The organism is Neisseria sp. P0004.S004 (assembly GCF_051963335.1).
GTDB lineage: Bacteria > Pseudomonadota > Gammaproteobacteria > Burkholderiales > Neisseriaceae > Neisseria.
In genome coordinates this window covers 28,329-51,105 of the sequence record NZ_JBQCUK010000014.1, presented here as the reverse complement: position 1 = coordinate 51,105, position 22,777 = coordinate 28,329, and the positions used below count along the sequence as shown (strand labels likewise).

Sequence of the window (22,777 nt, the reverse complement as noted above, 5' to 3'; positions counted from 1 at the left end):
AAATCTCTTGCTTAATTTACAATTGGTTATCTGCATTTTCGTAGCCTAGCATAACTGCTAATCTACGTCAGCCCCTTAAATTGAGCCGTTGTTTTTGATAAGCCGTTTTGTTTTAAAAATTAAATATAAGTCCCCGAATCATTTTATTTGATTCAATTTCGATTTTGCCAAACCATCGGGTCAAAAAAAGGTTGCCGCCGGAAAGGGAGCCGTTGGCAACGAATGGAGGTGGTAATGCAATGAAAACTAGATACAAAGGTTAGTATCAAACTAGACATAAATAACTATATCGAAACGGTGAAAAAAATCAACAGAAAGTTATCTGTTGCTTGCAAAGTTTTTCAAACAGCTTGTCCCAAATCAAATTTTTGAGTAATTGCTTGGTTTGTTGATGTAAATATTGGTATTGGCAGCTCGAGCTGAATTTGTTTCCAGGCCGTCTGAAAATTGCCGGGGTTGTTCGGCTATAATGCTGTTTTGGTTTTTTTAAGGCCTTTGCAAAAATACGGTTTGTGTTGTTTTAAGCTGAATGTGTACCGGATTTGTTTGCAAAGGTTTTGGGGCATGAGGAGAAAGAGATGAAGAAAGTTTTGGTGTTGCAACATGGGGATTTGGGCGCGTGCGACTGGTCGGCGTTTGGCGGTTTGGTGTCTGCGCCATCAGGGAAGTCGGTGTTGCGTGTGCCGGTTTCGGATGATTTTGAACTGACGGACGGGATGCGTGCGGCGTTGATTGCGCAGCAGATAGATGGCGCGGTGTTGCCGGATGTGGCTTTTGCCGATTTGGGGCTGATTGTCAGCGATATGGATTCGACGCTGATTACGATTGAGTGTGTGGATGAGATTGCGGCTGGTGTCGGACTGAAGGATGAGGTGGCCAAGATTACGGAGCAGTCGATGCGCGGCGAGTTGGACTTTGAGCAGTCTTTGCGCAAGCGTGTGGCTTTGCTGGCCGGCTTGGACGAGCGCGTGTTGGAAGAGGTGTACGAGAATGTGTTGCAGTTGTCGCCGGGCGCGGAATTTTTATTAGAAGCGTGTAAACGGAATGATGTGAAGTTTATGCTGGTGTCGGGCGGATTTACGTTTTTTACGGAACGCCTGCAACGGCGTTTGGGCTTGGATTTCCATTTTGCGAATGTGTTGGAAGTGGAAAACGGCAAGCTGACAGGCCGTCTGAAAGGGCGGATTATCGATGCGCAGGCTAAGGCGGATTTGTTGCGCGAATACCGTGAGCGTCTGGGTTTGGCTCCGTGGCAGGTGGTGGCGATGGGCGATGGTGCGAATGATATTCCGATGATATTGGAAGCGGGATTCGGCATTGCTTATCGGGCGAAACCGAAAACTGAAGCGAATGCGGATGCGTGTGTGCGCTTTGGTGGTTTGGAGCGGATACGCGGTTGGTTTGCGTAAACTGTTTGAGGATGTTTGTCAGTCAGGCCGTCTGAATAATCGGGAAACCGGTTTTCAGACGGCCTGATGTTTTATAAGGCGATAAAACGGTAGCCTTCGGCATCGACTTCGAGAATGGAGGCGTAATTGTCGCGCCAGTCGCCGAGTACGATGCGGGTGTAATCGGCGTTGCGATGGATGTTTTCGCGGTGGGTATGGCCGTGAATGAGCAGGGGCGTGTGGAAGCGTTGGATGGTTTCGTGGGTAAAGGTTGGATTAACGTCCATGATGTCGGCGGTTTTGTGTTGTTTGTCCTGTTTGCTCTGCCTGCGGATTTTGGCAGCGATGTTCAGCCGGAGTGTGAGCGGCAAAAGCAGGAACAGGCGTTGCAGCCATTTTTGATGGACGGTACGGCGGAATTTTTGATAAGAATGATCGTCGGTGCAGAGGGTGTCGCCGTGACAGAGCAGGGTGGGCGTGCCGAATAGGTCGATCACGGCGTACTCTGGCAGTAAGATCATGCCGGTATCGCGGGCGAAGGTTTTGCCGATGAGGAAGTCGCGGTTGCCATGGATAAAATAGCAGGCGACGCCGCGCTTGGTCAGGCTGCGGATGGTTTGCTTGATGGTTTGCACCAAAGGGCTGTTTTCGTCATCGCCGATCCAAAAATCGAAAAGGTCGCCGAGGATGTACACGGCTTGGGCATGGACGGCTTTTTCTTGGATAAATTTTTGGAAGAGAGCGGTCAGTTGGGGATGGGATTCGCTCAGGTGCAAATCGGCGATGAAGTAAATCGGCATGATGATGTGGGGCGTATGGGAAGGGTTTTATTATAACTTGGGTTGTCGCGTTTGGATTTGGGCTTGGTGTTTTTCGTTTGTAATGCGGTGATTTTGTTGTTTTGATTGGGTGTGATAAAGGCCGTCTGAAACATCTTTTCAGACGGCCTTTATGGTTTATTGGGCTTTGCCCTGATAGGTAATTTTTTTCAGCGTTTCTTCTTGGTACAGGTCGGTAATGGGGACACTATAGAAGAATTCGTTGCTGCGGACAAAGCGGTTGACCAAGTCTTTGTCGATGTGGAGGACGTGGTGCCGCAGTTTGTTTAGGCCTTTGAATATCATGGTGCTCCAGCGCATATAGCCGTCTGAATTGGGGCGGATGTCGTTCATGGCGTCAAGGGCAAGGAGTTTGCGGTTTTGCTCTTCTTTATCCAAAGGATGGGAATAAATGCTTTGGAAGTAAAACGGTTGCTCGGCAAGCGGCGGCAGGCTGAGGGAAGAGCCTACTTTGCCGATTGGGAAGTCGTCGCTCAGATAATGGATGGTGTGCAAAAACAGATTACCGCGGCGGTAATTGATTTTGCGCAGGGCTTCGATGGCGGCCAGCGTTGTGTGTTGGTGGTCGGGATGCGTGTCAATATTGGGGGAAGGCGACACGATAATGTCCGGCTGGAATGTTTCTATCAGATAGCCGAGATTGTCCACCAAGCTGTTCCAGGTTGAGCCGGGCTTGAGTTGTTGCGCCAATGGGGAGGTATTGGCATGGCGGAAAATATCGATGTCGGCCGTATCGATTTTGGTCGATTTAATCTCTTTTTCCGGATTTTGGCGCATGGCGGTCAATGTGCTGTCGAAGTAGCCCAGTTGCAGGATATTTTCAGACGGCACGCCAGCTAAAAGGGGGACGGTCAGGCTGTTCCAAACGCGCATCCGGCCTTTTTGCAGATATTGGGCCTGAGTGTCGCAGTCGCATTGGCCGTAAAGGTTACCATAGTGGAAGCTGCCGCCTTCGCTGGCGGTTAAGGTGCAGATCATTGAATTGGCGGCGTGTTTTTCATACAAACCGTATGCGCTGAGTTCGGCATCGTCGGCATGGGGCGCAAGGACAAGGATTTTTTTGCCGTCGAGGTTTTCACGCGGATAAACGGAAAGTTCGATTTCTTGATCGGCCAAAGTCAGGTATCTACCTTCCAAACGGACGGTTTTGTCGCTGTCGGAGAAGGTGTCGCTCAGATTGATATAGCGCACGCCTTTTGCGCCGTATTCGAAATATTGCTTCCATTTGCCTTTGGATGAAATGGTTTCGACAAAAGGCAAGAACAATAGTCCCATCCAGTTGGACTTGATACGGATTTTGGCAATGACGGTATCCCGTCCGCTGACAGTGGCGGGCAAGGTCAGGCTGCCGCCTTTGAGGGTTGCATGCGCGGTAGAGGGGAGGGAGGGATAGTTATAGTCTTGGTGTGTGTTATAGGCAAACTGTTTTTTATGAATAATTGAAGTAATAATAAACAACAAAACAAAAAAAGTCAGTATCAGCCCCGTCAGTATCAGAAACATTGTTGGGTTCCTTTATTGTTATAACAGTCATGATAGTGCTTGTGGAGCTTATTTGTTTGTTTTTCTTACAAACGGTTGTTTTTTATACTCTAACGTCATTAAAGTGAACGTTTAAAATAAAACAGTTTATAAGTTGATTATATATAAACGACTAAAATACAGAAAGGCCGTCTGAAAAATTTGAAATAAATTTCAAATTTTTCAGACGGCCTTGATATTTTAAAGGTTAAGCCGATAAATTATGCTTCTTTTGTTTCAACTGCTTTCTGACGCAGACGCAGGCTCAATTCACGCAGCTGTTTGTCATCGACCACATTAGGTGCATTGGTCAGCAGACATTGTGCACGTTGTGTTTTCGGGAAGGCAATCACGTCGCGGATGGACTCGGCACCGGTCATCAGGGTAACCAGACGGTCGAGGCCGAATGCAAGGCCGCCGTGAGGAGGCGCACCGAATTTCAAGTTATCCAAGAGGAAGCCGAATTTCTCTTGTTGCTCTTCAGGGCTGATTTTCAGCGCGGCAAACACTTTCTCTTGTACGTCTGCGCGGTGGATACGGATAGAGCCGCCGCCGATTTCCCAGCCGTTCAATACCATATCGTAGGCACGGGCCAGGCAGTTTGCCGGGTCGGAAACCATCAGGTCTTCATGACCTTCTTTAGGCGCGGTAAACGGATGGTGTACGGCAACGTAGCGGTCGGCTTCTTCGTCGTATTCGAACATTGGGAAATCGACAACCCACAAAGGTTTCCATTCGTCTACGAAGTAGCCGTTGTCTTTGCCGTGTTCCAAGCCGACTTTGATACGCAGCGCGCCGATGGCTTCGTTCACGACTTTGGCTTTGTCTGCGCCGAAGAAGATGATGTCGCCGTTTTGCGCGCCGGTACGCGCAATGATTTCTTTCAGGGCGTTTTCAGACAGGAATTTCACGATTGGAGATTGCAGGCCGCTGTCTTCGCCGTTGGAGAGGTTGCTCACATCGTTTACTTTGATGTAGGCCAGGCCTTTCGCGCCGTAGATGCCGACAAATTTGGTGTATTCGTCGATTTCTTTGCGGCTGAATTTTGCGCCGTTCGGCACGCGCAGTGCAACCACGCGGCCGCCTTTCATGTCGGCTGCGCCACGGAAAACTTTGAATTCTTCCGTTTTCATCAGGTCGGTCAACTCGGTAAATTTCAAGTTGATGCGCATGTCCGGTTTGTCAGAGCCGTAGTAGAACATGGCTTCAGAATAAGGCATGCGTGGGAAGTCGCCCAAATCCACGCCCAATGCGTCTTTGAAGACTTGTTTGGCCATGCCTTCGGTGATGTCCATGATTTCATCCTCGTTCAAGAACGAGGTTTCCAAGTCGATTTGAGTGAATTCAGGTTGACGGTCGGCACGCAAATCTTCGTCACGGAAACATTTGGTGATTTGGTAGTAACGGTCGAAACCGGCCACCATCAGCAATTGTTTGAATAATTGTGGAGATTGCGGCAGCGCGAAGAATTCGCCCGGATGAACGCGGCTCGGCACGAGGTAGTCGCGCGCGCCTTCCGGAGTGGAACGGGTCAGCATCGGGGTTTCGATGTCGATAAAGCCTTGCGCGTCCAGATAACGGCGAACGCCCATGGCGACTTGGTAACGCAGACGCAGGTTGCGTTGCATGGTAGGACGGCGCAAGTCGATAACGCGGTTGGTCAGACGCACGTTTTCGCTGATGTTTTCGTCGTCGATTTGGAACGGAGGCGTAGCGGCGGCGTTCAAGACTTCGATTTCTTTGGCGAGGATTTCGATTTTGCCGGAAATCATTTTGTCGTTGGTTGTACCTTCAGGACGGTTGCGTACGTGGCCGGTAATGCTCAAAACGTATTCGTTGCGGGAAGAGTCGGCAGCGGCAAATGCTTCGGGCGTATCAGGGTCAATCACGACTTGAACGATGCCTTCGCGGTCGCGCAGGTCGATAAAAATCACACCGCCGTGGTCGCGTCGGCGGTGTACCCAGCCTTTGACGGTAACGGTTTGGTCTAAGTATTGCTCGCTGATAAGGCCGCAATAGTTGGTACGCATAAAATCACCTTTTTATATTGTTCAATTTGAAAAGAAGGAAAGGCCGTCTGAAAAAAGAAGACCTTAATTGTTGTGTTCGGTATGACCGTCTTTAGACGGTTTTTGGGCGGGTAGGGCTTTAACCGGCAAGTCGTCCGGCATCACCATGCCCAGCGAAATCACATATTTCAATGCCTGATCCACGCTCATGTCCAGCTCGCGAACGTCGCTTTTTTTCACCATGATGTAATAGCCGCCGGTCGGGTTGGGCGTGGTTGGGACGTAAACGGAAATATAGTCGTCATCTTGCGGCAGGCTGCCTTTGAGTTTGGCGGGGATATGGCCGGAAACAAAGGCTATCGTCCAAATGCCCGGTTGCGGAAAGGGAACCAGTACGGGGGTTTTGAACGAGCGGCTGCTGTCGGAGAGCAGGGATTCGGAAACTTTTTTAACGCTGGAGTAGATGGATTTGACGACGGGGATACGTCCTAAAAGGCTGTCCCATGCGCCGAGAATCCGTCTGCCCAATACGTTGGCGGCAAATACGCCGGTAACGAACAAGACGACTGTGGCGGCGACGATGCCCAAGCCGGGAATGTTGAACCCCCAGAAATGCTGGGGCTGCCAGCTTTCCGGTAATAGGTTGATCAGTCTGTCGGCGGCGGAGATGATATAGCTCATCGCCCAGATGGTTACGGCAATCGGTAACCAAACCAGCACGCCTGTAATCAGGTATTTCTTTAAAGCCTTGGCGATTTTTCCGCTTTCGGCTGCGGCTTCTGTCATCTTTGTTTCATTCCGGCAAGTTTTGCCCAAACTTTGCATTATACGCGTTTGGACGCTAGGAAACGAGTATTTTAAACGAATGGCTTGTTTTGTCTTATTGTTTCAGACGGCCGCCTTGATTGCAAAGGCCGTCTGAAACAATATGGGGTCATTTAGATGCCGTCCCAGTCGTTGAACATCAGGCCGAAGCCGATGCCGTTTTGTTTGTGGTTGTAGTCAATCAGGCTTTCGCCGTAGCCGTGGAAGCCGCGGACAACGCCTTTGAGTTTGCCTTTGATGGGGAAAGTATAGGCCGCTTCAACGGCGCCGCGTCCGCTTTTCGGATTGTAACGCAGGACGGAATAAACATTTTGTTTGTCATTGAAGCGGTATTGGACTTTCAAGTCGCCGTAACCCATGTATTTGTTGATGTCCGGATTGTCGTCATCGTCTCCTTTTTGGTCGAAGGCGCGCATCCAAACCCTAGGGATGACGGTCAGCTTGCCCCATTCCATGCCGGCCATGGCGTAAACCCGGTTCCATGAGCGTGATTCGGGGCGGCTTTGACCATTGGACTCGTGAACAAAACCTGCGCCGACCATGCGCAGTTTGCCGCCGAAAGGCAGGTCTGCTTTAACGGGTTGGGTAATGAAGATTTCGGGTTCGTAGTCGGTATTGCGGAACGGAGCGGATTTGCGGCCTTGGTTGAAGATTTGCCAGTCGGATTTTTGGGTGTAGCCAAACCATACATCGGCACGGGTTTTGAATAAATCTTCGGCAATCTTGCTTTTGAAGGAAACCTGCATTTTGGTTTCGAGGCGTTTTTGTTCGCTGAATTTTTCCTGCGTGGTTACGCCGCGACTGGGGGATTCCGGGTGGTAGTTGGGGCTGCTGTTGTACCAAACGGGCATGAGGTACATAGGGTTGTGCTCGCGTACGCTCAATAGGCCGCGCGTGTCGTTTTTATCCAAATCGTACATCAGGCTTAAAGGCGTGTAGCTGTCGGCAGTTTCGCTTAATACGTCGTCTGAAATATTCGGATGGGTAGGGTTGTCGAATACGATGGCCGCTTCTTTTTTCTCAATGCTCTTGCGGACACTTTGTTCGAGGTTGACCGATGTTTTGGCCGTTTCGGTTTGCGCTTGCGGCAGTGGGGATTGAGGAGGGAATTGCGCCGAGTAGATGTTGTCGTAACACGCCAAACGGGTGGCGTTGTCTTGAATGGTGGTGCAGTGTAGGGCGGTATCGGCGGCGGCCAGTGGGGCGGCGGCAATGAATCCGATACTTAGGGAATGTTTCAACATCTTGTTCATAAGAGTTTCCGTTGTTTTTCAGACGGCCTGATGAGAGGGTAAATAGGTTTATTTAGTCGGTTTGGGCTGTGAATACGGCAATGCCCCTGAAAGGCAGGACCTCAGGGGCATCGTATCAGCTCGATTCATCCTGTTTTGATGTCAGGATTTCCGGTATCTGCGTCAGTATTAAGCCAAAGCTTTTACTTTAGCAGACAGACGGCTTTTATGACGGGCTGCTTTGTTTTTGTGGAATACGCCTTTGTCAGCGATACGGTCGATGACTTTAACGGATTCTTGGTAAACTGCTTGAGCAGCAGCTTTGTCGCCGGCTTCAACTGCTTTCAACACTTTTTTCACAGCGGTACGGAATGCAGTACGCAGGCTGGCGTTGTGGGCGCGTTGTTTAACCGACTGGCGGGCACGTTTGCGGGCTTGTGCGCTGTTTGCCATATTGAATATCTCCTGAAAAATAAATTCTGTAAACGCGCAATTTTAAAGACAGATTTCCTTGTATGCAAGCTTTTTCTCTATAAACGCGCGCAAATCAGCCGTATTTTGCCCAAAAACGACAGCCGGTGCAACGCTTTTGGTAAAAAGATGGTGTTGCTTTGCCTTATTTCAATAAAAATCAGATGGATATTGCTTTGCGTTTGCTTACGTTTCCATTACAATAGCCTAACTCTGCGCCGGGGTGTTTATGGGGTGCAGGGTTTCTTATTTATTGACATTAACCACTCTTTCATCAGGAATCTGCCCGTATGAAAAAATCTGTATTAGCCGTATTGGCCGCATTGTCTTTGGCCGCGTGCGGCGGTGGCGAGAAAAAAGCCGAGCAACCTCAAGCAGGCAGCGCGCCTGCTGCCAATGCCGAAGCAGCCGCCACCGATACTTTGAATATTTACAACTGGTCAAACTACGTTGACGAAAGTACAGTCGAAGACTTCAAAAAAGCCAACAATTTGAAGCTGACTTACGATTTGTATGAAAACAACGAAACGCTGGAAGCCAAAATGCTGACCGGTAAATCCGGCTATGACTTGGTTGTACCCGGTATTGCCTTCCTGCCGCGCCAAATTGAGGCGGGTGCATACCAAAAAATCAATAAGGACTTGATTCCGAACTACAAAAACATCGATCCTGAATTGCTGAAGATGTTGGAAACCGCCGACCCGGGCAATCAATACGCCGTTCCATACTTCTCAGGTGTGAATACGATTGCGATTACGGCGAAGGGCAAGGAGCTTTTGGGCGGGAAATTGCCTGAAAACGGCTGGGATTTGCTGTTCAAACCTGAATACACCAACAAGCTGAAATCTTGCGGCATTGCTTTGTGGGATACCCCGAGCGAAATGTTCCCAATCTTGTTGAACTACTTGGGTAAAGATCCTAAAGGCTCGAATCCTGAAGATTTGAAAGCGGCGGCGGAAGTGTTGAAGTCTATCCGTCCTGACGTAAAACGTTTCAGCCCTTCCATCATTGACGAACTGGCGCGCGGCGATATCTGCTTGGCGGCAGGTAACGGCGGCGACTTGAACTTGGCCAAAGCGCGTTCCGAAGAAGTGAAAAACAACGTCGGCATCGAAGTGTTGACGCCGAAAGGCATGGGCTTCTGGATTGAATCTTGGCTGATTCCGGCCGATGCGAAAAACATCGTCAATGCCCACAAATACATCAACTACACGCTTGATCCCGAAGTGGCTGCGAAAAACGGTATTGCCGTAACCTTCGCGCCGGCCAGCAAACCTGCACGCGAAAAAATGCCTGCAGAACTGGTGAACACTCGCTCTATTTTCCCGAACGAGCAAGACATGAAAGACGGTTTCGTGATGCCTCAAATGAGCGCAGATGCGAAAAAACTGTCTGTCAACTTGTGGCAAAAAATCAAAGTCGGTTCAAATTAATTGTGAGCTGATTGTTTGAAGTAAAGCAAAGGCCGTCTGAAATTTTTCAGACGGCCTTTTTTGATGTCCCAATTTTTATCGTTTCAAAGCCAAAGTCAATACGCCTGCGGTTACCAGGCCTAAGCCTATCCATTCCTGTGTACTTGGGCGTTCGTCTAAGAAAACGACGGCCATCAGGGCGACCAAGACCAGGCTGAATTTATCGACGGGCGCGACTTGCGAGGCGTTGCCCAGTTGCAGGGCTTTGAAGTAGGCGAGCCAAGATGCGCCGGTAGCGAGGCCGGATAGGATGAGGAATGTCCAGTTGCGGCCGGTAAAGCCGTTTACGCCCTGCCATTTGCCGGTGTAGGTTAAAAACAATACCAAAGCGGCGAGGATGACCAAGGTGCGGATAAAGGTGGCAAAATCGGAATCTATCCCTTGTAAACCCATTTTGGCGAAGATGGCGGTCAATGAGGCGAAGCCTGCCGATGCCAATGCCCAAAACAGCCATGCGTTGCTGCTCATGTTTTTTCCTTTTGTTTTGAATTGTTGACAATATGAATCCGCTTGTTGATGAAATATCGAAATTTTCACTGCGGTTTATTCTTGGAAAACGTTATAATAGAACGAATATTCTTTTTCTTCCAGCCGTCCCTTGAGATTGTTTCAGACGGCCTTCCCTCACTCAATAAAGGAAAATCATGAGCTTCAAAACCGATGCTGAAATTGCCCAGTCTTCCACCATGCGCCCGATTGGTGAAATTGCCGCCAAGCTGGGTTTGAACGTTGACAACATCGAGCCCTACGGTCATTACAAAGCCAAAATCAATCCTGCCGAAGCATTCAAGCTGCCGCAAAAACAAGGCCGTCTGATTTTGGTTACTGCCATTAATCCGACTCCTGCGGGTGAGGGTAAAACCACCGTAACCATCGGTTTGGCGGATGCTTTGCGCCATATCGGCAAAGATTCTGTTATCGCCCTGCGCGAGCCTTCTTTGGGTCCGGTGTTTGGTGTTAAAGGCGGTGCGGCAGGCGGCGGCTATGCCCAAGTTTTGCCGATGGAAGACATCAACCTGCACTTCACCGGTGACTTTCACGCCATCGGCGCGGCGAATAACTTGCTCGCCGCCATGCTCGACAACCACATCTATCAAGGCAACGAGTTGAACATCGATCCGAAACGCGTGCTGTGGCGTCGTGTGGTCGATATGAACGACCGTCAGTTGCGCAACATCATCGACGGCATGGGTAAACCTGTTGACGGTGTGATGCGTCCCGACGGCTTCGACATCACCGTCGCCTCCGAAGTGATGGCGGTATTCTGCCTTGCTAAAGACATCAGCGATTTGAAAGAGCGTTTGGGTAACATCCTTGTCGCCTATGCCAAAGACGGCAGCCCAGTTTACGCCAAAGATTTGAAAGCGAATGGCGCGATGGCGGCATTGCTCAAAGATGCGATTAAACCTAACTTGGTACAAACCATCGAAGGCACGCCTGCCTTTGTACACGGGGGCCCCTTCGCCAACATCGCCCACGGTTGCAACTCCGTTACCGCCACACGTCTGGCGAAACACCTTGCCGATTATGCCGTAACCGAAGCAGGCTTCGGCGCAGATTTGGGTGCGGAAAAATTCTGCGACATCAAATGCCGTCTGGCGGATTTGAAACCTGATGCGGCTGTTGTCGTGGCCACCGTCCGCGCGTTGAAATACAACGGCGGCGTAGAACGTGCCAACCTCGGCGAAGAAAACCTTGAAGCCTTGGCAAAAGGTCTGCCTAATCTCTTGAAACACATTTCCAACCTGAAAAACGTATTCGGCCTGCCTGTGGTGGTTGCCATCAACCGCTTCGTGTCCGACTCTGATGCCGAATTGGCCATGATTGAAAAAGCCTGTGCGGAACACGGCGTCGAAGTTTCCCTGACCGAAGTATGGGGCAAAGGCGGCGCGGGCGGCGCGGATTTGGCGCACAAAGTCGTCAACGCCATCGAAAATCAACCGAATAACTTCGGCTTCGCCTACGATGTCGAATTGAGCATTAAAGACAAAATCCGTGCGATTGCCCAAAAAGTGTACGGCGCGGAAGATGTTGATTTCAGCGCGGAAGCGTCTGCCGAAATCGCTTCACTGGAAAAACTGGGCTTGGACAAAATGCCGATCTGCATGGCGAAAACCCAATACTCTTTGAGCGACAACGCCAAACTGTTGGGCTGCCCCGAAGGCTTCCGCATCACTGTGCGCGGTATCACTGTTTCCGCAGGCGCAGGCTTTATTGTTGCGTTGTGTGGCAATATGATGAAAATGCCGGGTCTGCCGAAAGTTCCGGCCGCTGAGAAAATTGATGTGGACGCAGACGGCGTGATTCACGGCTTGTTCTGATTTGGATTGCTCTTGAAATAGACAAAGGCCGTCTGAAACTTAGGTTTCGGACGGCCTTTTATGATTTAAGTGAATTTTAACTGACTTTTTAAGAAATTGAAGAACTTGTCTATCATGTCGAACATGGTATTGCGGTCTTCGCCAAACAATGAAATGCTGCGGTCTTTGCTGATTCTGTCATAGGCGGCAAAAATGGTTTTCAGCTCTTCAGTGGTCAAGCGCAGTTGCTTTTCGTACAAGATGCGGCTTAAGAGCGTTACTTCCGTCGCGTTCAAATCAGGGAAGAGATGACTGATCCACAACTCCATGGTGTATTGGACGGATTTGTTGATTTTGTCTCTTTTTTTGCTTTCTTGAGTTTGGTGTATCCTGTAAAACAACAAAGGTTCGGGCAGATTGGCAAAGGTTTTGCCATGTAGGGCGCATTGTACCCACATATGGAAATCGGGCGCGGTTTCCGTTGCGGTGTAGTTTATTCCGAGATTTTTAATGCTGTCGTGCCGCCACATGGTGGTGGGGTTAAACATATTTTGAGCGGCCCTGGAGAAAAAGGCTTTAATGTCTTTGTCGAGCAAGGGTAGATCGCTTAAAACGGGTTCTCGTCCGGTTTGGTCGTCGAAAAAGATGGTGGCTTGGCTGCCGACAATATCGATTTCGGGATGGCTGTCTAAAAACTGAATTTGTTTTTCAAAACGATCCAGGGTGCAGATATCGTCCGCGTCCATCCGCGCCACGTATTCAACCTCTACATCTTTGAGCATATCCATGGCAAATTGGCAGACAAACGGTTCGCCCCTGTTTTCCGGAAGGTGGAAAACCTGCAAACGTGAATCTCTGGCTGCGTAAGCCTCGAGGATTTCGCCGGTTTTGTCTTTTGAGGCATCGTTGACGGCGATGACGAAAAAGTCGCGGAATGTTTGATTCAATACCGAATCCAAGCATTCGGGCAAATAAGCTTCGGCACAATAGGCCGGCAAAATAACGGCGAGTTTCATGTTTGCTTTCGATGTGTTTTGATGGGTAGTCGGCGGGGGATTTTACTATAAGTTTCCAAAAGCCAAGGCCGTCTGAAACCTTATTGCCAAGTTTTCAGACGGCCTTAGTATCAATCCAATGTACAGATTATTTGATGATTTGGTTCAATTCGCCTTTGGCGTATTTGGTTGCCATTTTTTCCAAAGAAATCGGTTTGATTTTGTCGGCTTGGCCTTCGCAACCGAATGCGAGGTAGCGGTCGAGACAGATTTGTTTCATGGCTTCGACGGTTTTGCTCAAGTATTTGCGCGGGTCGAATTCGGACGGGTTTTCTGCCATGAAGCGGCGGATGGCGCCGGTAGAGGCAAGACGCAAGTCGGTGTCGATGTTGACTTTGCGCACGCCGTGTTTGATGCCTTCGACGATTTCTTCTACGGGTACGCCGTAGGTTTCACCGATTTTGCCGCCGTATTCGTTGATGACTTTCAGCCATTCTTGCGGAACGGAGCTGGAGCCGTGCATCACGATGTGGGTGTTTGGCAGGGCTTGGTGGATTTCTTTGATGCGGTCGATACGCAATACGTCGCCTGTGGGCGGACGGGTGAATTTGTATGCGCCGTGGCTGGTGCCGACGGCAATAGCCAATGCGTCCACGCCGGTATCTTTAACGAAACGTACGGCATCTTCAACGCTGGTCAGCATTTGGTCGTGGGAAAGTTTGCCCACTGCGCCTACGCCGTCTTCTTCGCCGGCTTCGCCGGTTTCGAGGTTGCCCAATACGCCGATTTCGCCTTCAACGGACACGCCGCAAGCGTGGGAGAAGTTAACCACGGTACGGGTGGCGTTGACGTTGTATTCGTAGGTGGACGGAGTTTTGCCGTCTTCGAGCAGTGAGCCGTCCATCATCACGGAGGAGAAGCCCAGTTGGATGGAGCGTTGGCACACATCGGGCGATGCGCCGTGGTCTTGGTGCATCACAACGTGGATGTGCGGGAATTCTTCGACTGCGGCCAAAATCAGATGGCGTAGGAATGGGGCACCTGCGTATTTGCGTGCGCCTGCGGATGCTTGAACGATAACGGGGGCGTTGACTTGGTCGGCCGCCTCCATAATGGCTCGCATTTGTTCGAGGTTGTTAACGTTGAATGCGGGCAGACCGTAGCTGTTTTCGGCGGCATGGTCCAACAGTTGGCGCATGGATACGAGTGCCATGAGAAGCTCCTGAAGTAGTGAAGGGTAAATTTATCCGATAAATTATAATGTTTTTTGCCATGAAAAACTACAAGCCGCTACATTGTTTTTATATATTAACGAACAGGGTCTCGGTTTATAATGGCAGAGTATTGAAAACGGGTGTGCAAAATGGATAGGATTTCGGTGGCCGAATGTGATAAGCCTTTGTTTCAGACGGCCTTGACGGTTCAGGTGGGCGATGTGAACTATGGTGGCCATTTGGCGAACGATGCAGTGTTGCGTTTGTGCCATGAAGTGCGGATGCGTTGGCTGGCGGCGCTGGGTTGGAGTGAAATGGATGCCGGCGGGGCTGGCCTGATTATGGCGGGTGCGGCGGTGCAGTATTTGGCGCAAGGTCATCATGGCGATGAGCTGTCGGTGGAGATGGGTGCGGCCGGCGTGGCCGGTGTGGGTTTTTCTTTGCTGTACCGTATCCGCAGGATTTCAGACGGCCTTGTGCTGGCGAAAGTACAGACAGGCATGGTGTGTTTCGACTATGGCAAACAACGCGTCTGCCGTCTGCCTTCGGCCTTGAAAGCAGCATTGGAGGCCGTCTGAAATGGCGGAATCAAATCATTTTGCGCTTCATCTTGAGCGCTATCTGAAAACCTTGTCGCAACAAGGTAAGTCGCAGCATACCGTTTCCGCTTATCGGCGCGATTTGAGTGAATTGATGCGCCTGTTGCCCGATAATCTGAAAAACGGCCTGCCGACGCGCCGTGATTTTGTGGCGGTATTGAAAAAGCTGTCGCAAAAGGGTTTAAGCGAAAGCAGCTTGGCGCGGAAATTGTCGGCGTGGCGGCAGTATTGCAGTTGGCTGGTGCAGATAGAAGTCATGGAAAGCGACCCGACGTTTAATATGAAAGCGCCGCGCCTGCCCGAACGACTGCCCAAAGCGTTGCCGCAGGAACCTTTAAACCATATCCTTGACCATGCGCCGGTTGATGACGAGTTGGATGTGCGCGATAAGGCCATGTTTGAATTGATGTATGGCAGCGGTTTGCGCCTGAGCGAGATACAAGGTTTGAATCTGAACAGTATCGTCTTGGACGAAGGCTGGGTCAGTGTAAATGGTAAAGGCGGCAAGCAGCGGCAAGTGCCTTTGGTGGGCAAAAGCATTGCGGCATTGCGCGATTATCTGGCGGTGCGTATTGCCAAAGAGGGCGAGCAGGCCTTGTTCACCAATAAAAATGGCGGCAGGCTGGGGCAGCGTCAAATCCAAAAACGCCTGCAGGCGTGGGCAGTGCGTGTGGGCAGCGCCAGCCATATCTCTCCGCACATGATGCGCCACAGCTACGCCACCCATCTTTTGCAGGCATCAGGCGATATCCGTGCTGTGCAGGAATTGTTGGGACACAGCAATCTTTCCGCCACGCAAGTTTATACCAAGCTGGATTTCGACCATTTGGCGCGCGTTTATGATGAGGCGCACCCAAGGGCGAAACGGAAAAAATGATTTTGTTTGAATCAGGCTGTCTGAAGAGCGTTTTCAGACGGCCTGATGTTTTATGGAAAAAAATACAGATGATTTGAAACCATTTGAATTTTTATCGGTCTGATGAGGTTTCGATATTGGCTTAATGTGCGGATAGCATAAACGCCGGAAGAATAGGCTGTTTTGCCTTACCGATTATCTTTTAAAACGACCTTTTGTTTGGTAATATTAGTAATGAGAGCTAATATCATATTATGATATGCGACCTTTAAAAAGCAGGTCTATAAACTTTTTATATAAGCATTAATGCTTATTTTGACTGTAAAACGACTTGCAAACGGGAATTGTTGCTATTAACATAACGGAATTATGGATAAAAAACGAATTTTAACTCCAGCCGTCGTGACTTCCGTTGCGTTGATTCACGTCGGCTTGGTTGCACTTTTATGGCACGCGCACAAACCGCCTCCTGTCGAAATGGCGAATATTGAATTTGTCGATTTGGGCGATTTCGGCGGAGGCGACGGCAGCCCTGAGGGCGAAGGCGCGCCTGCTGCACCGGAGCCTACCCCCGAACAGCCGAAACCTAAACCCAAACCTAAGCCTGTCGAGCCGCCCAAGCCTGTTATCAAACCTGTGGTAACGAAAAAAGAAAAAGCGGATATCGTACAGCAAAAGGAAAAACCAAAACCTATCGAGAAACCTAAGCCCGAGCCTAAGCCGGAACCCAAACCTGAGCCGAAGCCCGAGCCAAAACCTGAACCGAAACCTGAACCGAAACCAGAGCCGAAGGCAGAGCCTAAACCATCTCCCAAAGCATCTGAATACTCAGGCAACAAAACCGGGCCGAATACTGCTGAAAACGGTAAAGGCAGCGGCGAAGGCAAAGCCTTGAACGGAGAAGGTAAAGGCAACGGCGGCGGTACGAAAGGTACGGGCAGCGGCCGTGGCGAAGGCAGCGGCTCCGGCAGCGGCGGTGCAAAAGGCGAACATGGCTCCGGCACCGGCGGTAGCGGAGGTGGCAGCGGTACAGGTGCCGGCAGCAGTAAAGGCAATCCTGCAAAAGGAACCTGCCATATTCCGAGACCCCCATATCCGACAATGTCAACTGAAAATGGCGAAGAGGGCTTGGTCGTGCTGAAAGTCTTGGTTGGTCCGGGCGGTAAAGTGGATTCAATTAGTGTGAATAAGTCAAGTGGTTATAGTCGTCTGGATAATGCGGCGCGTAAGGCCGTTAAAGATGGTAGCTGTCATGCAAGTGTTTGGACTGAATTTAAAGTACCTGTCAAATTCACGCTCGAATAAGTATCTAGGCCTAAGCTGATTGATTAGAAAATATATGCTGTTGGGAAATAATTTTAAATGACCCGATAGAAATTTTAATTTTATTTTTAACTTGGAAAAATTATGGATTTAAGTTTAGTTTTCAAATCAGGTGATGTGGTACTGATTGGTGTATTTGTCCTGATGTTGTTGATGAGTGTGGTGACTTGGAGCGTTATCGTGATCCGTTGCATCAAATACTGCAAAGCGAAAAAAGGCAATGCACAGGTGAAAGAGCTGATGTTGAATGCGTTTACGCTGGCCGATGCCGTACAGAAAGCCAAAGCGGTAGAAGCACCGATGAGCCGCGTTGCCGATGAATCTCTGCGCGCATACCAAAACTACCGTCAAACAACAAGCAAATCGCTGATTGACGAATTGCCTTTGAACGAATACTTGGTTGTTCATATCCGCAACAGCATGTCCCAAACCATGCGTCAGTTCGACTACGGCATGACTGCTTTGGCCTCCATCGGCGCAACCGCTCCGTTTATCGGCCTGCTGGGTACTGTTTGGGGTATTTACCATGCCCTGATCGGCATCAGTGAAAGCGGTCAAATGAGCATTGCTGCGGTGGCCGGTCCGATTGGTGAGGCTTTGGTATCGACTGCTGTCGGCTTGTTTGTAGCGATTCCGGCCGTATTGGCGTACAACTTCCTCAACCGCGGTACAAAAACCATCGCGCAAGATATGGACGCATTTGCACATGACCTGCATGTCCGCCTGCTGAACCAAAAGGATTAAACCATGGCTTTCGGATCAATGAATTCCGGCGATGATGCGCCGATGTCGGATATCAACGTTACGCCTTTGGTGGACGTGATGCTGGTGTTGCTGATTGTATTTATGATTACCATGCCGGTGCTGACCCACTCGATTCCTTTGGAGTTGCCGACTGCTTCGGAAAAAGCGGCAAAAGAGGATAAGCAGCAGCCTAAAGATCCTTTGCGTTTGAGCATTGATGCCAGTGGTGCTTATGTCGTTGGCGGCGATTCTGATGCCAAAGTGGATTTGGCAACGGTAACTGCCAAGCTGAAAGAAGCCAAAGCGAAAAACGAAGATGTGATTGTGGCGATTGCGGCAGATAAGGCGGTTGAATACGATTACGTCAACCAAGCCCTGCAAGCGGCACGCGAAGCCGGTATCAGCAAAATCGGTTTTGTAACGGAAACCAAAGCGCAGTAATCTTTTGAATACAGTCAAGGCCGTCTGAAATTTGAGTAAAGTTTCAGACGGCCTTTTGTTGTATTTGGTAACTATATGTTCAGGCTGTATAATTAGCGGATTAAATTGAATAATGACAATACAGGAACCACTATGACAGAAACCATCGAACGCGACAGTATGCAATACGATGTCGTGATTGTCGGCGCAGGCCCGTCGGGTTTGTCTGCCGCCATCAAACTCAAGCAGCTTGCCGAAAAAAATGGACGCGAAATCAGCGTTTGCGTGGTGGAGAAGGGTTCGGAGGCCGGTGCGCACTCGCTTGCCGGTGCCATCATCGATCCGATTTCTTTGAATGAGCTGATTCCTGATTGGAAAGAAAAAGGCGCGCCGCTGACGCGTACAGTGACGAAGGACAGGGTTTTGTTCCTGACCGAGAAAAAAGCCTTCAACCTACCGGTTACCCCGAATTTCGACAACCATGCGAACTACATTGCCAGCTTGGGCGAAGTCGTGCGCTGGTTGGCGGAGCAGGCGGAAAATATGGGCGTGGAAATCTATCCGGGCTTTGCCGCCGCCGAAGTGCTGTATCACGAAGACGGTTCGGTCAAAGGCATTGCAACCGGAAATATGGGCGTGGGCAAAGACGGCGAGCCGACCGACAGTTTCCAGCCCGGCATGGAGCTTTGGGCGCAGCAAACCCTGTTTGCCGAGGGCTGCCGCGGTTCGCTTTCCAAGCAAATCATCGAGCGTTTCCAACTCGACCAAAACAGCGAACCGCAAACTTACGGCTTGGGCATTAAAGAAATTTGGGAAGTGCCGTCTGAAAAACATCAGCCCGGTTTGGTCATGCACAGCGCAGGCTGGCCACTAGACAGCAAAACCTACGGTGGCTCGTTTATTTATCATTTTGACGAAAACAAAGTCGCTGTCGGCTTTGTGGTCGGTTTGGATTATCAAAACCCTTATCTGTCGCCGTTTGAAGAGTTCCAACGTTTCAAAACCCATCCTGAAATCCGCAAAACCTTTGAAGGCGGCCGCCGTATCGCGTATGGCGCGCGTTCGCTGATTGAAGGTGGTTTGCAAAGCCTGCCGAAGCTCTCGTTTAAAGGCGGCGTTTTAATCGGCGATGCCGCAGGTTTTCTGAATATGCCGCGCATCAAAGGCATCCATACGGCCATGAAATCCGCTATGCTCGCCGCAGAAGCCGTGTTCCCCTTGTTGGAAAACCTTGAAGAAGTGGAAAGCTTCGACAGCGGCAAAGAGGCAGTGGATTATCAGCAACGTTTTGAACAAAGCTGGCTGTATCAAGAGCTTTACGCCGCGCGCAATGTCCGTCCGTCATTCAAATGGGGCGTTTACCTCGGCTCAATCTATACCGGTATCGACCAGATGATTTTCAGAGGCAAAGCCCCGTGGACTTTGAAACATCACGGCAAAGACAACGAGCAGCTCAAAAAAGCAGCCGAATGCAAACCGATTGATTATCCGAAGCCCGACGGCGTGTTGACCTTCGACCGCTTGAGCAGCGTGTTCCTTGCCAACCTTGCGCACGAAGAAAACCAGCCCGACCATTTGGTGCTGAAAAATCCGCAGGTCATGATAGACGTAAACTACAAAGAATACGCCTCGCCCGAAACCCGCTATTGTCCGGCTGGTGTATATGAAATCGTCGAAGAAAACGGCAGCCCGCGCCTGCAAATCAACGCCGCCAACTGCGTACACTGCAAAACGTGCGACATCAAAGACCCGACGCAAAACATCACTTGGATTTGTCCCGAAGGCGCAAGCGGGCCGAATTACGGCGGAATGTAATTGACTGTTTGAAGTCAAAACCTAAAGGCCGTCTGAAAAATTTCAGACGGCCTCTATCCTATTATTTCATCAATGGACGCATTATGAACACACGCATTTGGCAGGCAGGCCGATTTGAAATCGCCTTGGACAAACCGAAAATCATGGGCATCGTCAATCTGACCCCCGATTCATTTTCCGATGGCGGCACCTATTCGCAAAATGTCTCAATAGCATTGGCACATGCCGAGCAGCTGCTGAAAGACGGCGCGGATATTCTTGATATCGGCGGCGAATCTACCCGCCCGGGTTCGGATGATGTTTCTCTCGAAGAAGAATGGGCCAGAGTGCAGCCGGTTTTGGCGGAAGTGGCCAAGTGGAATGTTCCCGTCAGCTTGGACACGCGCCACACGGCAATCATGGAAAAAGCCTTGGCACAAGGCGGCGTCGATATTATCAACGATGTTGCCGCATTGAGTGATGAAGGCGCAGTCGCATTATTGGCTCAACAGCCGACGACAGGCGTGTGTCTCATGCACATGCAGGGTTTGCCCAAAACCATGCAGCTTAATCCGCAATATCAAGATGTCGTCGAAGAAATCGCGCGTTATTTAAAAGCACGCGCGGCAGAATGCGTTCAAGCAGGCATTGACCCTGAACGCATCACGCTCGACCCCGGCTTCGGTTTCGGCAAAAACCTGCAACACAACATTACCCTGATACAACATTTGCCTGAGTTGATGGAAGCAACCGGATTCCCCCTTCTGATCGGCATATCGCGCAAACGCATGATTGGCGAGCTGACAGGCGAACAAGATGCCGCCAAACGCGTACACGGCAGCGTGGCAGCCGCTTTGGCCACAGTCGCCCGAGGCGCGCAAATCATCCGTGTTCACGATGTTAAAGCAACGGCAGATGCTTTGAAAGTTTGGGAAGCATTGGGCGTATCGGCATAATGCCCGGATAGAAAACCAACAGGCCGTCTGAAACATTTGCCCGGCATCTTGAACAAGCAACAAGTTATGCTATAATCCGCTTCTACTCTTGACGGGTCTGTAGCTCAGGGGTTAGAGCAGGGGACTCATAATCCCTTGGTCGTGGGTTCGAAACCCACCGGACCCACCAAATATTAAAAATGCCCGAAGCTTTTGGCTTCGGGCATTTTTGTATTTATTGGTTTGCGAAAGATTGGAATATAATGTCGGCAATAGCAATTGGTCATGTCGTCCAATATGTTTTTTAGGGAAAATTCTTTTTTAAAAAGAAGGAGTAGTTTGGTGGAGTTATTGCCTTATTTTCTGTTTTGTTTAGTATTTTTGTATTTTATTGCAATTATCATTAATCTAGTAATGCTATATAAAATATTAAAATCAGAAGGGATGGATATAGGGTTTTTTGAATATCTATTTACTCATAGAAGTATGGAATTAAAATTTTACAAGATACTGTTTGGAATACAAAAAATATCCAATAAATTTTATCTGAAAATATTAAGAATAAATTTTACGGTTGCTATGATTATTCTTATTTTATGTTTTTCTATTGTCTTATGTTCAACATATTTAGCATAAAAATTAACCTATCGAATGAAAGTCAGCTATTTAAGCTGTAGAGTGTTTTATAAAAAAATGCCGTCTGCAAATCTTTATTTCAGACGGCATTTTTTATTTTTTAAGTAATACCATTTCAGTATGGCTGGATTGTTTTCAGACGGCCTGAAGATTTAGTCGGCCGTTCCGCGTATTTCGTTGATCGGGATGCGTGGTGTATAAAGTATGTCGTAAGTCGGCTTGTCCAGCAGATCTTGCAGTGAGTATTGATCTAGGTGGTTGAAGAAGGCTTTGATGGCGCCGGTAATGATACCGGTCAATCGGCAGGAAGGGGTGATGAGGCATTCGTTGTTGTCGCCCATGCATTCGACAACCTGCATCGGCTCAAGATGGCGCACTACTGCACCGATATTGATGTTTTCAGGATTGTCTGCCAAGCGCAAACCGCCGCCTTTGCCGCGCACGCTAACCAGAAAACCGCCTTTGACTAATGAGGTAACCACTTTCATCAAATGGCTTTTGGAAATATTGTAAGTCTCGGCAATGGTGCCGATATTGACGAGGGTGTCATCGTTGATGGCGGTATAAACCAATACGCGCAATCCGTAATCGGTATGTTGGGTCAGATACATGGCTGGCTCTTTAGATATTTTTATTATATGTCAAAAGCGTAGTGCTTGAAGAGGGGCTGTTTGACTTTATGTGGGATTGGGTTTCATAATATCTGAAACATTTGAATTAATCCAGTTTGACAAACTGTTACCATTATAACGAACTTATGAAGCCCTTGAAACGCCATCCTGCCTTAATAGAACTTTCCCGCGAACATCATGGCTCGCTGTCGTTGTGCGTCCGTCTCCTGCGTACGCCCGATCAAAGCCATCAGGCGGAGCTGGAGCCTCATTTTATTGAGCTGGAGCCACATTTTTTGGAAGAGGAAACCATGTTTGCGCCGTATTGGGATAAAATTGAGCCTGCGTTGCGGCAGCGTTTTGAAGGCGATCATGCCAAATTGCGTGCGATGATGGCGCATCCTGAATATATGAATGAATCATGGAATAAGGAGTTTGCTGTTACTTTGCGCGATCATGCGCGCTTTGAGGAGCGCGAGCTTTTCCCTGCGATTGAACCTTTTTTGCCTTTGCCTGAAAATGTGTAACAGGGAAAGGAATCGATGGCCGTCTGAAAAGTTTCAGACGGCCTCTGTTGCTGTTTTATGATGATA

Annotated in this window: 21 protein-coding genes and 1 tRNA gene; 12 read left to right on the top strand and 10 right to left on the bottom strand. The window is 49.5% G+C overall.

The features are described 5' to 3' along the window. Window positions 1-578 precede the first annotated feature (578 nt). A complete protein-coding gene (gene serB, locus ACTHRY_RS10735) occupies window positions 579-1,409 on the top strand; it encodes a phosphoserine phosphatase SerB (protein ID WP_049321965.1) in 831 nt (276 codons plus the stop codon). A gap of 71 nt (window positions 1,410-1,480) precedes the next feature. Here serB and lpxH read toward each other — a convergent pair whose 3' ends face one another. From lpxH to rpsT, 6 genes are all read right to left on the bottom strand, one after another. Beyond that, window positions 1,481-2,191, bottom strand: a complete 711-nt coding sequence (gene lpxH, locus ACTHRY_RS10730) for a UDP-2,3-diacylglucosamine diphosphatase (RefSeq protein WP_204370985.1) — start codon at window positions 2,189-2,191, stop codon at window positions 1,481-1,483. 153 nt (window positions 2,192-2,344) lie between these two features. Continuing rightward, window positions 2,345-3,730: a PIG-L deacetylase family protein gene (locus ACTHRY_RS10725; RefSeq protein WP_049321967.1), complete on the bottom strand. Its 1,386-nt coding sequence runs from the start codon at window positions 3,728-3,730 to the stop codon at window positions 2,345-2,347. Window positions 3,731-3,969: 239 nt separating this feature from the next. Further along, complete coding sequence (gene aspS, locus ACTHRY_RS10720; RefSeq protein ID WP_049321968.1) at window positions 3,970-5,778, bottom strand: aspartate--tRNA ligase; 1,809 nt, start codon at window positions 5,776-5,778, stop codon at window positions 3,970-3,972. A 63-nt stretch (window positions 5,779-5,841) separates the two neighbouring features. Further along, window positions 5,842-6,543: a DUF502 domain-containing protein gene (locus ACTHRY_RS10715; RefSeq protein ID WP_003748391.1), complete on the bottom strand. Its 702-nt coding sequence runs from the start codon at window positions 6,541-6,543 to the stop codon at window positions 5,842-5,844. A gap of 152 nt (window positions 6,544-6,695) precedes the next feature. Next, entirely contained in the window at window positions 6,696-7,835 is a 1,140-nt protein-coding gene (locus tag ACTHRY_RS10710; protein ID WP_049321970.1) for a phospholipase A, read from the bottom strand. Window positions 7,836-8,003: 168 nt separating this feature from the next. Then, entirely contained in the window at window positions 8,004-8,267 is a 264-nt protein-coding gene (rpsT, locus tag ACTHRY_RS10705) for a 30S ribosomal protein S20 (protein ID WP_002212556.1), read from the bottom strand. A 308-nt stretch (window positions 8,268-8,575) separates the two neighbouring features. Between rpsT and ACTHRY_RS10700 the strand changes: the two genes are divergently transcribed. Beyond that, a complete protein-coding gene (locus ACTHRY_RS10700; RefSeq protein ID WP_049321971.1) occupies window positions 8,576-9,718 on the top strand; it encodes an extracellular solute-binding protein in 1,143 nt (380 codons plus the stop codon). Window positions 9,719-9,793: 75 nt separating this feature from the next. Here ACTHRY_RS10700 and ACTHRY_RS10695 read toward each other — a convergent pair whose 3' ends face one another. Continuing rightward, a complete protein-coding gene (locus ACTHRY_RS10695) occupies window positions 9,794-10,225 on the bottom strand; it encodes an EamA family transporter (protein ID WP_003680126.1) in 432 nt (143 codons plus the stop codon). 176 nt (window positions 10,226-10,401) lie between these two features. Between ACTHRY_RS10695 and ACTHRY_RS10690 the strand changes: the two genes are divergently transcribed. Beyond that, window positions 10,402-12,078: a formate--tetrahydrofolate ligase gene (locus tag ACTHRY_RS10690; protein ID WP_049321972.1), complete on the top strand. Its 1,677-nt coding sequence runs from the start codon at window positions 10,402-10,404 to the stop codon at window positions 12,076-12,078. 65 nt (window positions 12,079-12,143) lie between these two features. On the opposite strand, the gene ACTHRY_RS10685 is transcribed toward ACTHRY_RS10690, so the two are convergent. Beyond that, entirely contained in the window at window positions 12,144-13,073 is a 930-nt protein-coding gene (locus tag ACTHRY_RS10685; RefSeq protein ID WP_049321973.1) for a glycosyltransferase family 2 protein, read from the bottom strand. Window positions 13,074-13,200: 127 nt separating this feature from the next. After that, window positions 13,201-14,265 carry a class II fructose-bisphosphate aldolase gene (gene fba / locus ACTHRY_RS10680; protein WP_440374249.1) on the bottom strand — a complete coding sequence of 355 codons (1,065 nt, stop codon included), beginning with the start codon at window positions 14,263-14,265 and terminating at the stop codon, window positions 13,201-13,203. A 150-nt stretch (window positions 14,266-14,415) separates the two neighbouring features. Here fba and ACTHRY_RS10675 point away from each other — a divergent pair, with 150 nt between their 5' ends. The 8 genes from ACTHRY_RS10675 (at window position 14,416) to ACTHRY_RS10640 (ending at window position 21,127) form a co-directional block, all read left to right on the top strand. After that, the gene (locus ACTHRY_RS10675; RefSeq protein ID WP_049321975.1) at window positions 14,416-14,844 is read left to right on the top strand and encodes an acyl-CoA thioesterase; all 429 of its coding nucleotides are present in this window, start codon (window positions 14,416-14,418) and stop codon (window positions 14,842-14,844) included. A 1-nt stretch (window position 14,845) separates the two neighbouring features. Next, a complete protein-coding gene (locus ACTHRY_RS10670) occupies window positions 14,846-15,742 on the top strand; it encodes a tyrosine recombinase XerC (protein WP_049321977.1) in 897 nt (298 codons plus the stop codon). Window positions 15,743-16,090: 348 nt separating this feature from the next. Beyond that, entirely contained in the window at window positions 16,091-17,026 is a 936-nt protein-coding gene (locus ACTHRY_RS10665) for an energy transducer TonB (protein ID WP_049359907.1), read from the top strand. A gap of 102 nt (window positions 17,027-17,128) precedes the next feature. Next, a complete protein-coding gene (locus ACTHRY_RS10660; protein WP_036492013.1) occupies window positions 17,129-17,788 on the top strand; it encodes a MotA/TolQ/ExbB proton channel family protein in 660 nt (219 codons plus the stop codon). A 3-nt stretch (window positions 17,789-17,791) separates the two neighbouring features. Then, window positions 17,792-18,229: an ExbD/TolR family protein gene (locus ACTHRY_RS10655; RefSeq protein ID WP_003748410.1), complete on the top strand. Its 438-nt coding sequence runs from the start codon at window positions 17,792-17,794 to the stop codon at window positions 18,227-18,229. Between the two features lie 132 nt (window positions 18,230-18,361). Next, the gene (locus ACTHRY_RS10650) at window positions 18,362-20,023 is read left to right on the top strand and encodes an electron transfer flavoprotein-ubiquinone oxidoreductase (RefSeq protein ID WP_440374248.1); all 1,662 of its coding nucleotides are present in this window, start codon (window positions 18,362-18,364) and stop codon (window positions 20,021-20,023) included. 83 nt (window positions 20,024-20,106) lie between these two features. Beyond that, entirely contained in the window at window positions 20,107-20,958 is an 852-nt protein-coding gene (gene folP / locus ACTHRY_RS10645) for a dihydropteroate synthase (RefSeq protein ID WP_440374247.1), read from the top strand. Window positions 20,959-21,051: 93 nt separating this feature from the next. Beyond that, window positions 21,052-21,127: transfer RNA gene (locus ACTHRY_RS10640), tRNA-Ile, on the top strand. Between the two features lie 598 nt (window positions 21,128-21,725). On the opposite strand, the gene ACTHRY_RS10635 is transcribed toward ACTHRY_RS10640, so the two are convergent. Beyond that, window positions 21,726-22,184: an RrF2 family transcriptional regulator gene (locus ACTHRY_RS10635; RefSeq protein ID WP_004518811.1), complete on the bottom strand. Its 459-nt coding sequence runs from the start codon at window positions 22,182-22,184 to the stop codon at window positions 21,726-21,728. A gap of 146 nt (window positions 22,185-22,330) precedes the next feature. Between ACTHRY_RS10635 and ACTHRY_RS10630 the strand changes: the two genes are divergently transcribed. Beyond that, complete coding sequence (locus tag ACTHRY_RS10630; RefSeq protein WP_070823763.1) at window positions 22,331-22,711, top strand: hypothetical protein; 381 nt, start codon at window positions 22,331-22,333, stop codon at window positions 22,709-22,711. Window positions 22,712-22,777: the final 66 nt, after the last annotated feature.

Excerpts from the sequence above, each read along its gene's own strand:
- ACTHRY_RS10715 (WP_003748391.1), bottom strand. The coding sequence starts at position 6,543 with ATGACAGAAGCCGCAGCCGAAAGCGGAAAAATCGCCAAGGCTTTAAAG.
- ACTHRY_RS10725 (WP_049321967.1), bottom strand. The coding sequence starts at position 3,730 with ATGTTTCTGATACTGACGGGGCTGATACTGACTTTTTTTGTTTTGTTG.
- folP (WP_440374247.1), top strand. The coding sequence starts at position 20,107 with ATGAACACACGCATTTGGCAGGCAGGCCGATTTGAAATCGCCTTGGAC.
- ACTHRY_RS10635 (WP_004518811.1), bottom strand. The coding sequence starts at position 22,184 with ATGTATCTGACCCAACATACCGATTACGGATTGCGCGTATTGGTTTAT.
- ACTHRY_RS10630 (WP_070823763.1), top strand. The coding sequence starts at position 22,331 with ATGAAGCCCTTGAAACGCCATCCTGCCTTAATAGAACTTTCCCGCGAA.
- aspS (WP_049321968.1), bottom strand. The coding sequence starts at position 5,778 with ATGCGTACCAACTATTGCGGCCTTATCAGCGAGCAATACTTAGACCAA.
- ACTHRY_RS10710 (WP_049321970.1), bottom strand. The coding sequence starts at position 7,835 with ATGAACAAGATGTTGAAACATTCCCTAAGTATCGGATTCATTGCCGCC.
- ACTHRY_RS10700 (WP_049321971.1), top strand. The coding sequence starts at position 8,576 with ATGAAAAAATCTGTATTAGCCGTATTGGCCGCATTGTCTTTGGCCGCG.
- ACTHRY_RS10665 (WP_049359907.1), top strand. The coding sequence starts at position 16,091 with ATGGATAAAAAACGAATTTTAACTCCAGCCGTCGTGACTTCCGTTGCG.
- fba (WP_440374249.1), bottom strand. The coding sequence starts at position 14,265 with ATGGCACTCGTATCCATGCGCCAACTGTTGGACCATGCCGCCGAAAAC.
- ACTHRY_RS10660 (WP_036492013.1), top strand. The coding sequence starts at position 17,129 with ATGGATTTAAGTTTAGTTTTCAAATCAGGTGATGTGGTACTGATTGGT.
- ACTHRY_RS10650 (WP_440374248.1), top strand. The coding sequence starts at position 18,362 with ATGACAGAAACCATCGAACGCGACAGTATGCAATACGATGTCGTGATT.
- rpsT (WP_002212556.1), bottom strand. The coding sequence starts at position 8,267 with ATGGCAAACAGCGCACAAGCCCGCAAACGTGCCCGCCAGTCGGTTAAA.
- ACTHRY_RS10670 (WP_049321977.1), top strand. The coding sequence starts at position 14,846 with ATGGCGGAATCAAATCATTTTGCGCTTCATCTTGAGCGCTATCTGAAA.
- ACTHRY_RS10685 (WP_049321973.1), bottom strand. The coding sequence starts at position 13,073 with ATGAAACTCGCCGTTATTTTGCCGGCCTATTGTGCCGAAGCTTATTTG.
- ACTHRY_RS10655 (WP_003748410.1), top strand. The coding sequence starts at position 17,792 with ATGGCTTTCGGATCAATGAATTCCGGCGATGATGCGCCGATGTCGGAT.
- serB (WP_049321965.1), top strand. The coding sequence starts at position 579 with ATGAAGAAAGTTTTGGTGTTGCAACATGGGGATTTGGGCGCGTGCGAC.
- ACTHRY_RS10695 (WP_003680126.1), bottom strand. The coding sequence starts at position 10,225 with ATGAGCAGCAACGCATGGCTGTTTTGGGCATTGGCATCGGCAGGCTTC.
- ACTHRY_RS10675 (WP_049321975.1), top strand. The coding sequence starts at position 14,416 with ATGGATAGGATTTCGGTGGCCGAATGTGATAAGCCTTTGTTTCAGACG.
- ACTHRY_RS10690 (WP_049321972.1), top strand. The coding sequence starts at position 10,402 with ATGAGCTTCAAAACCGATGCTGAAATTGCCCAGTCTTCCACCATGCGC.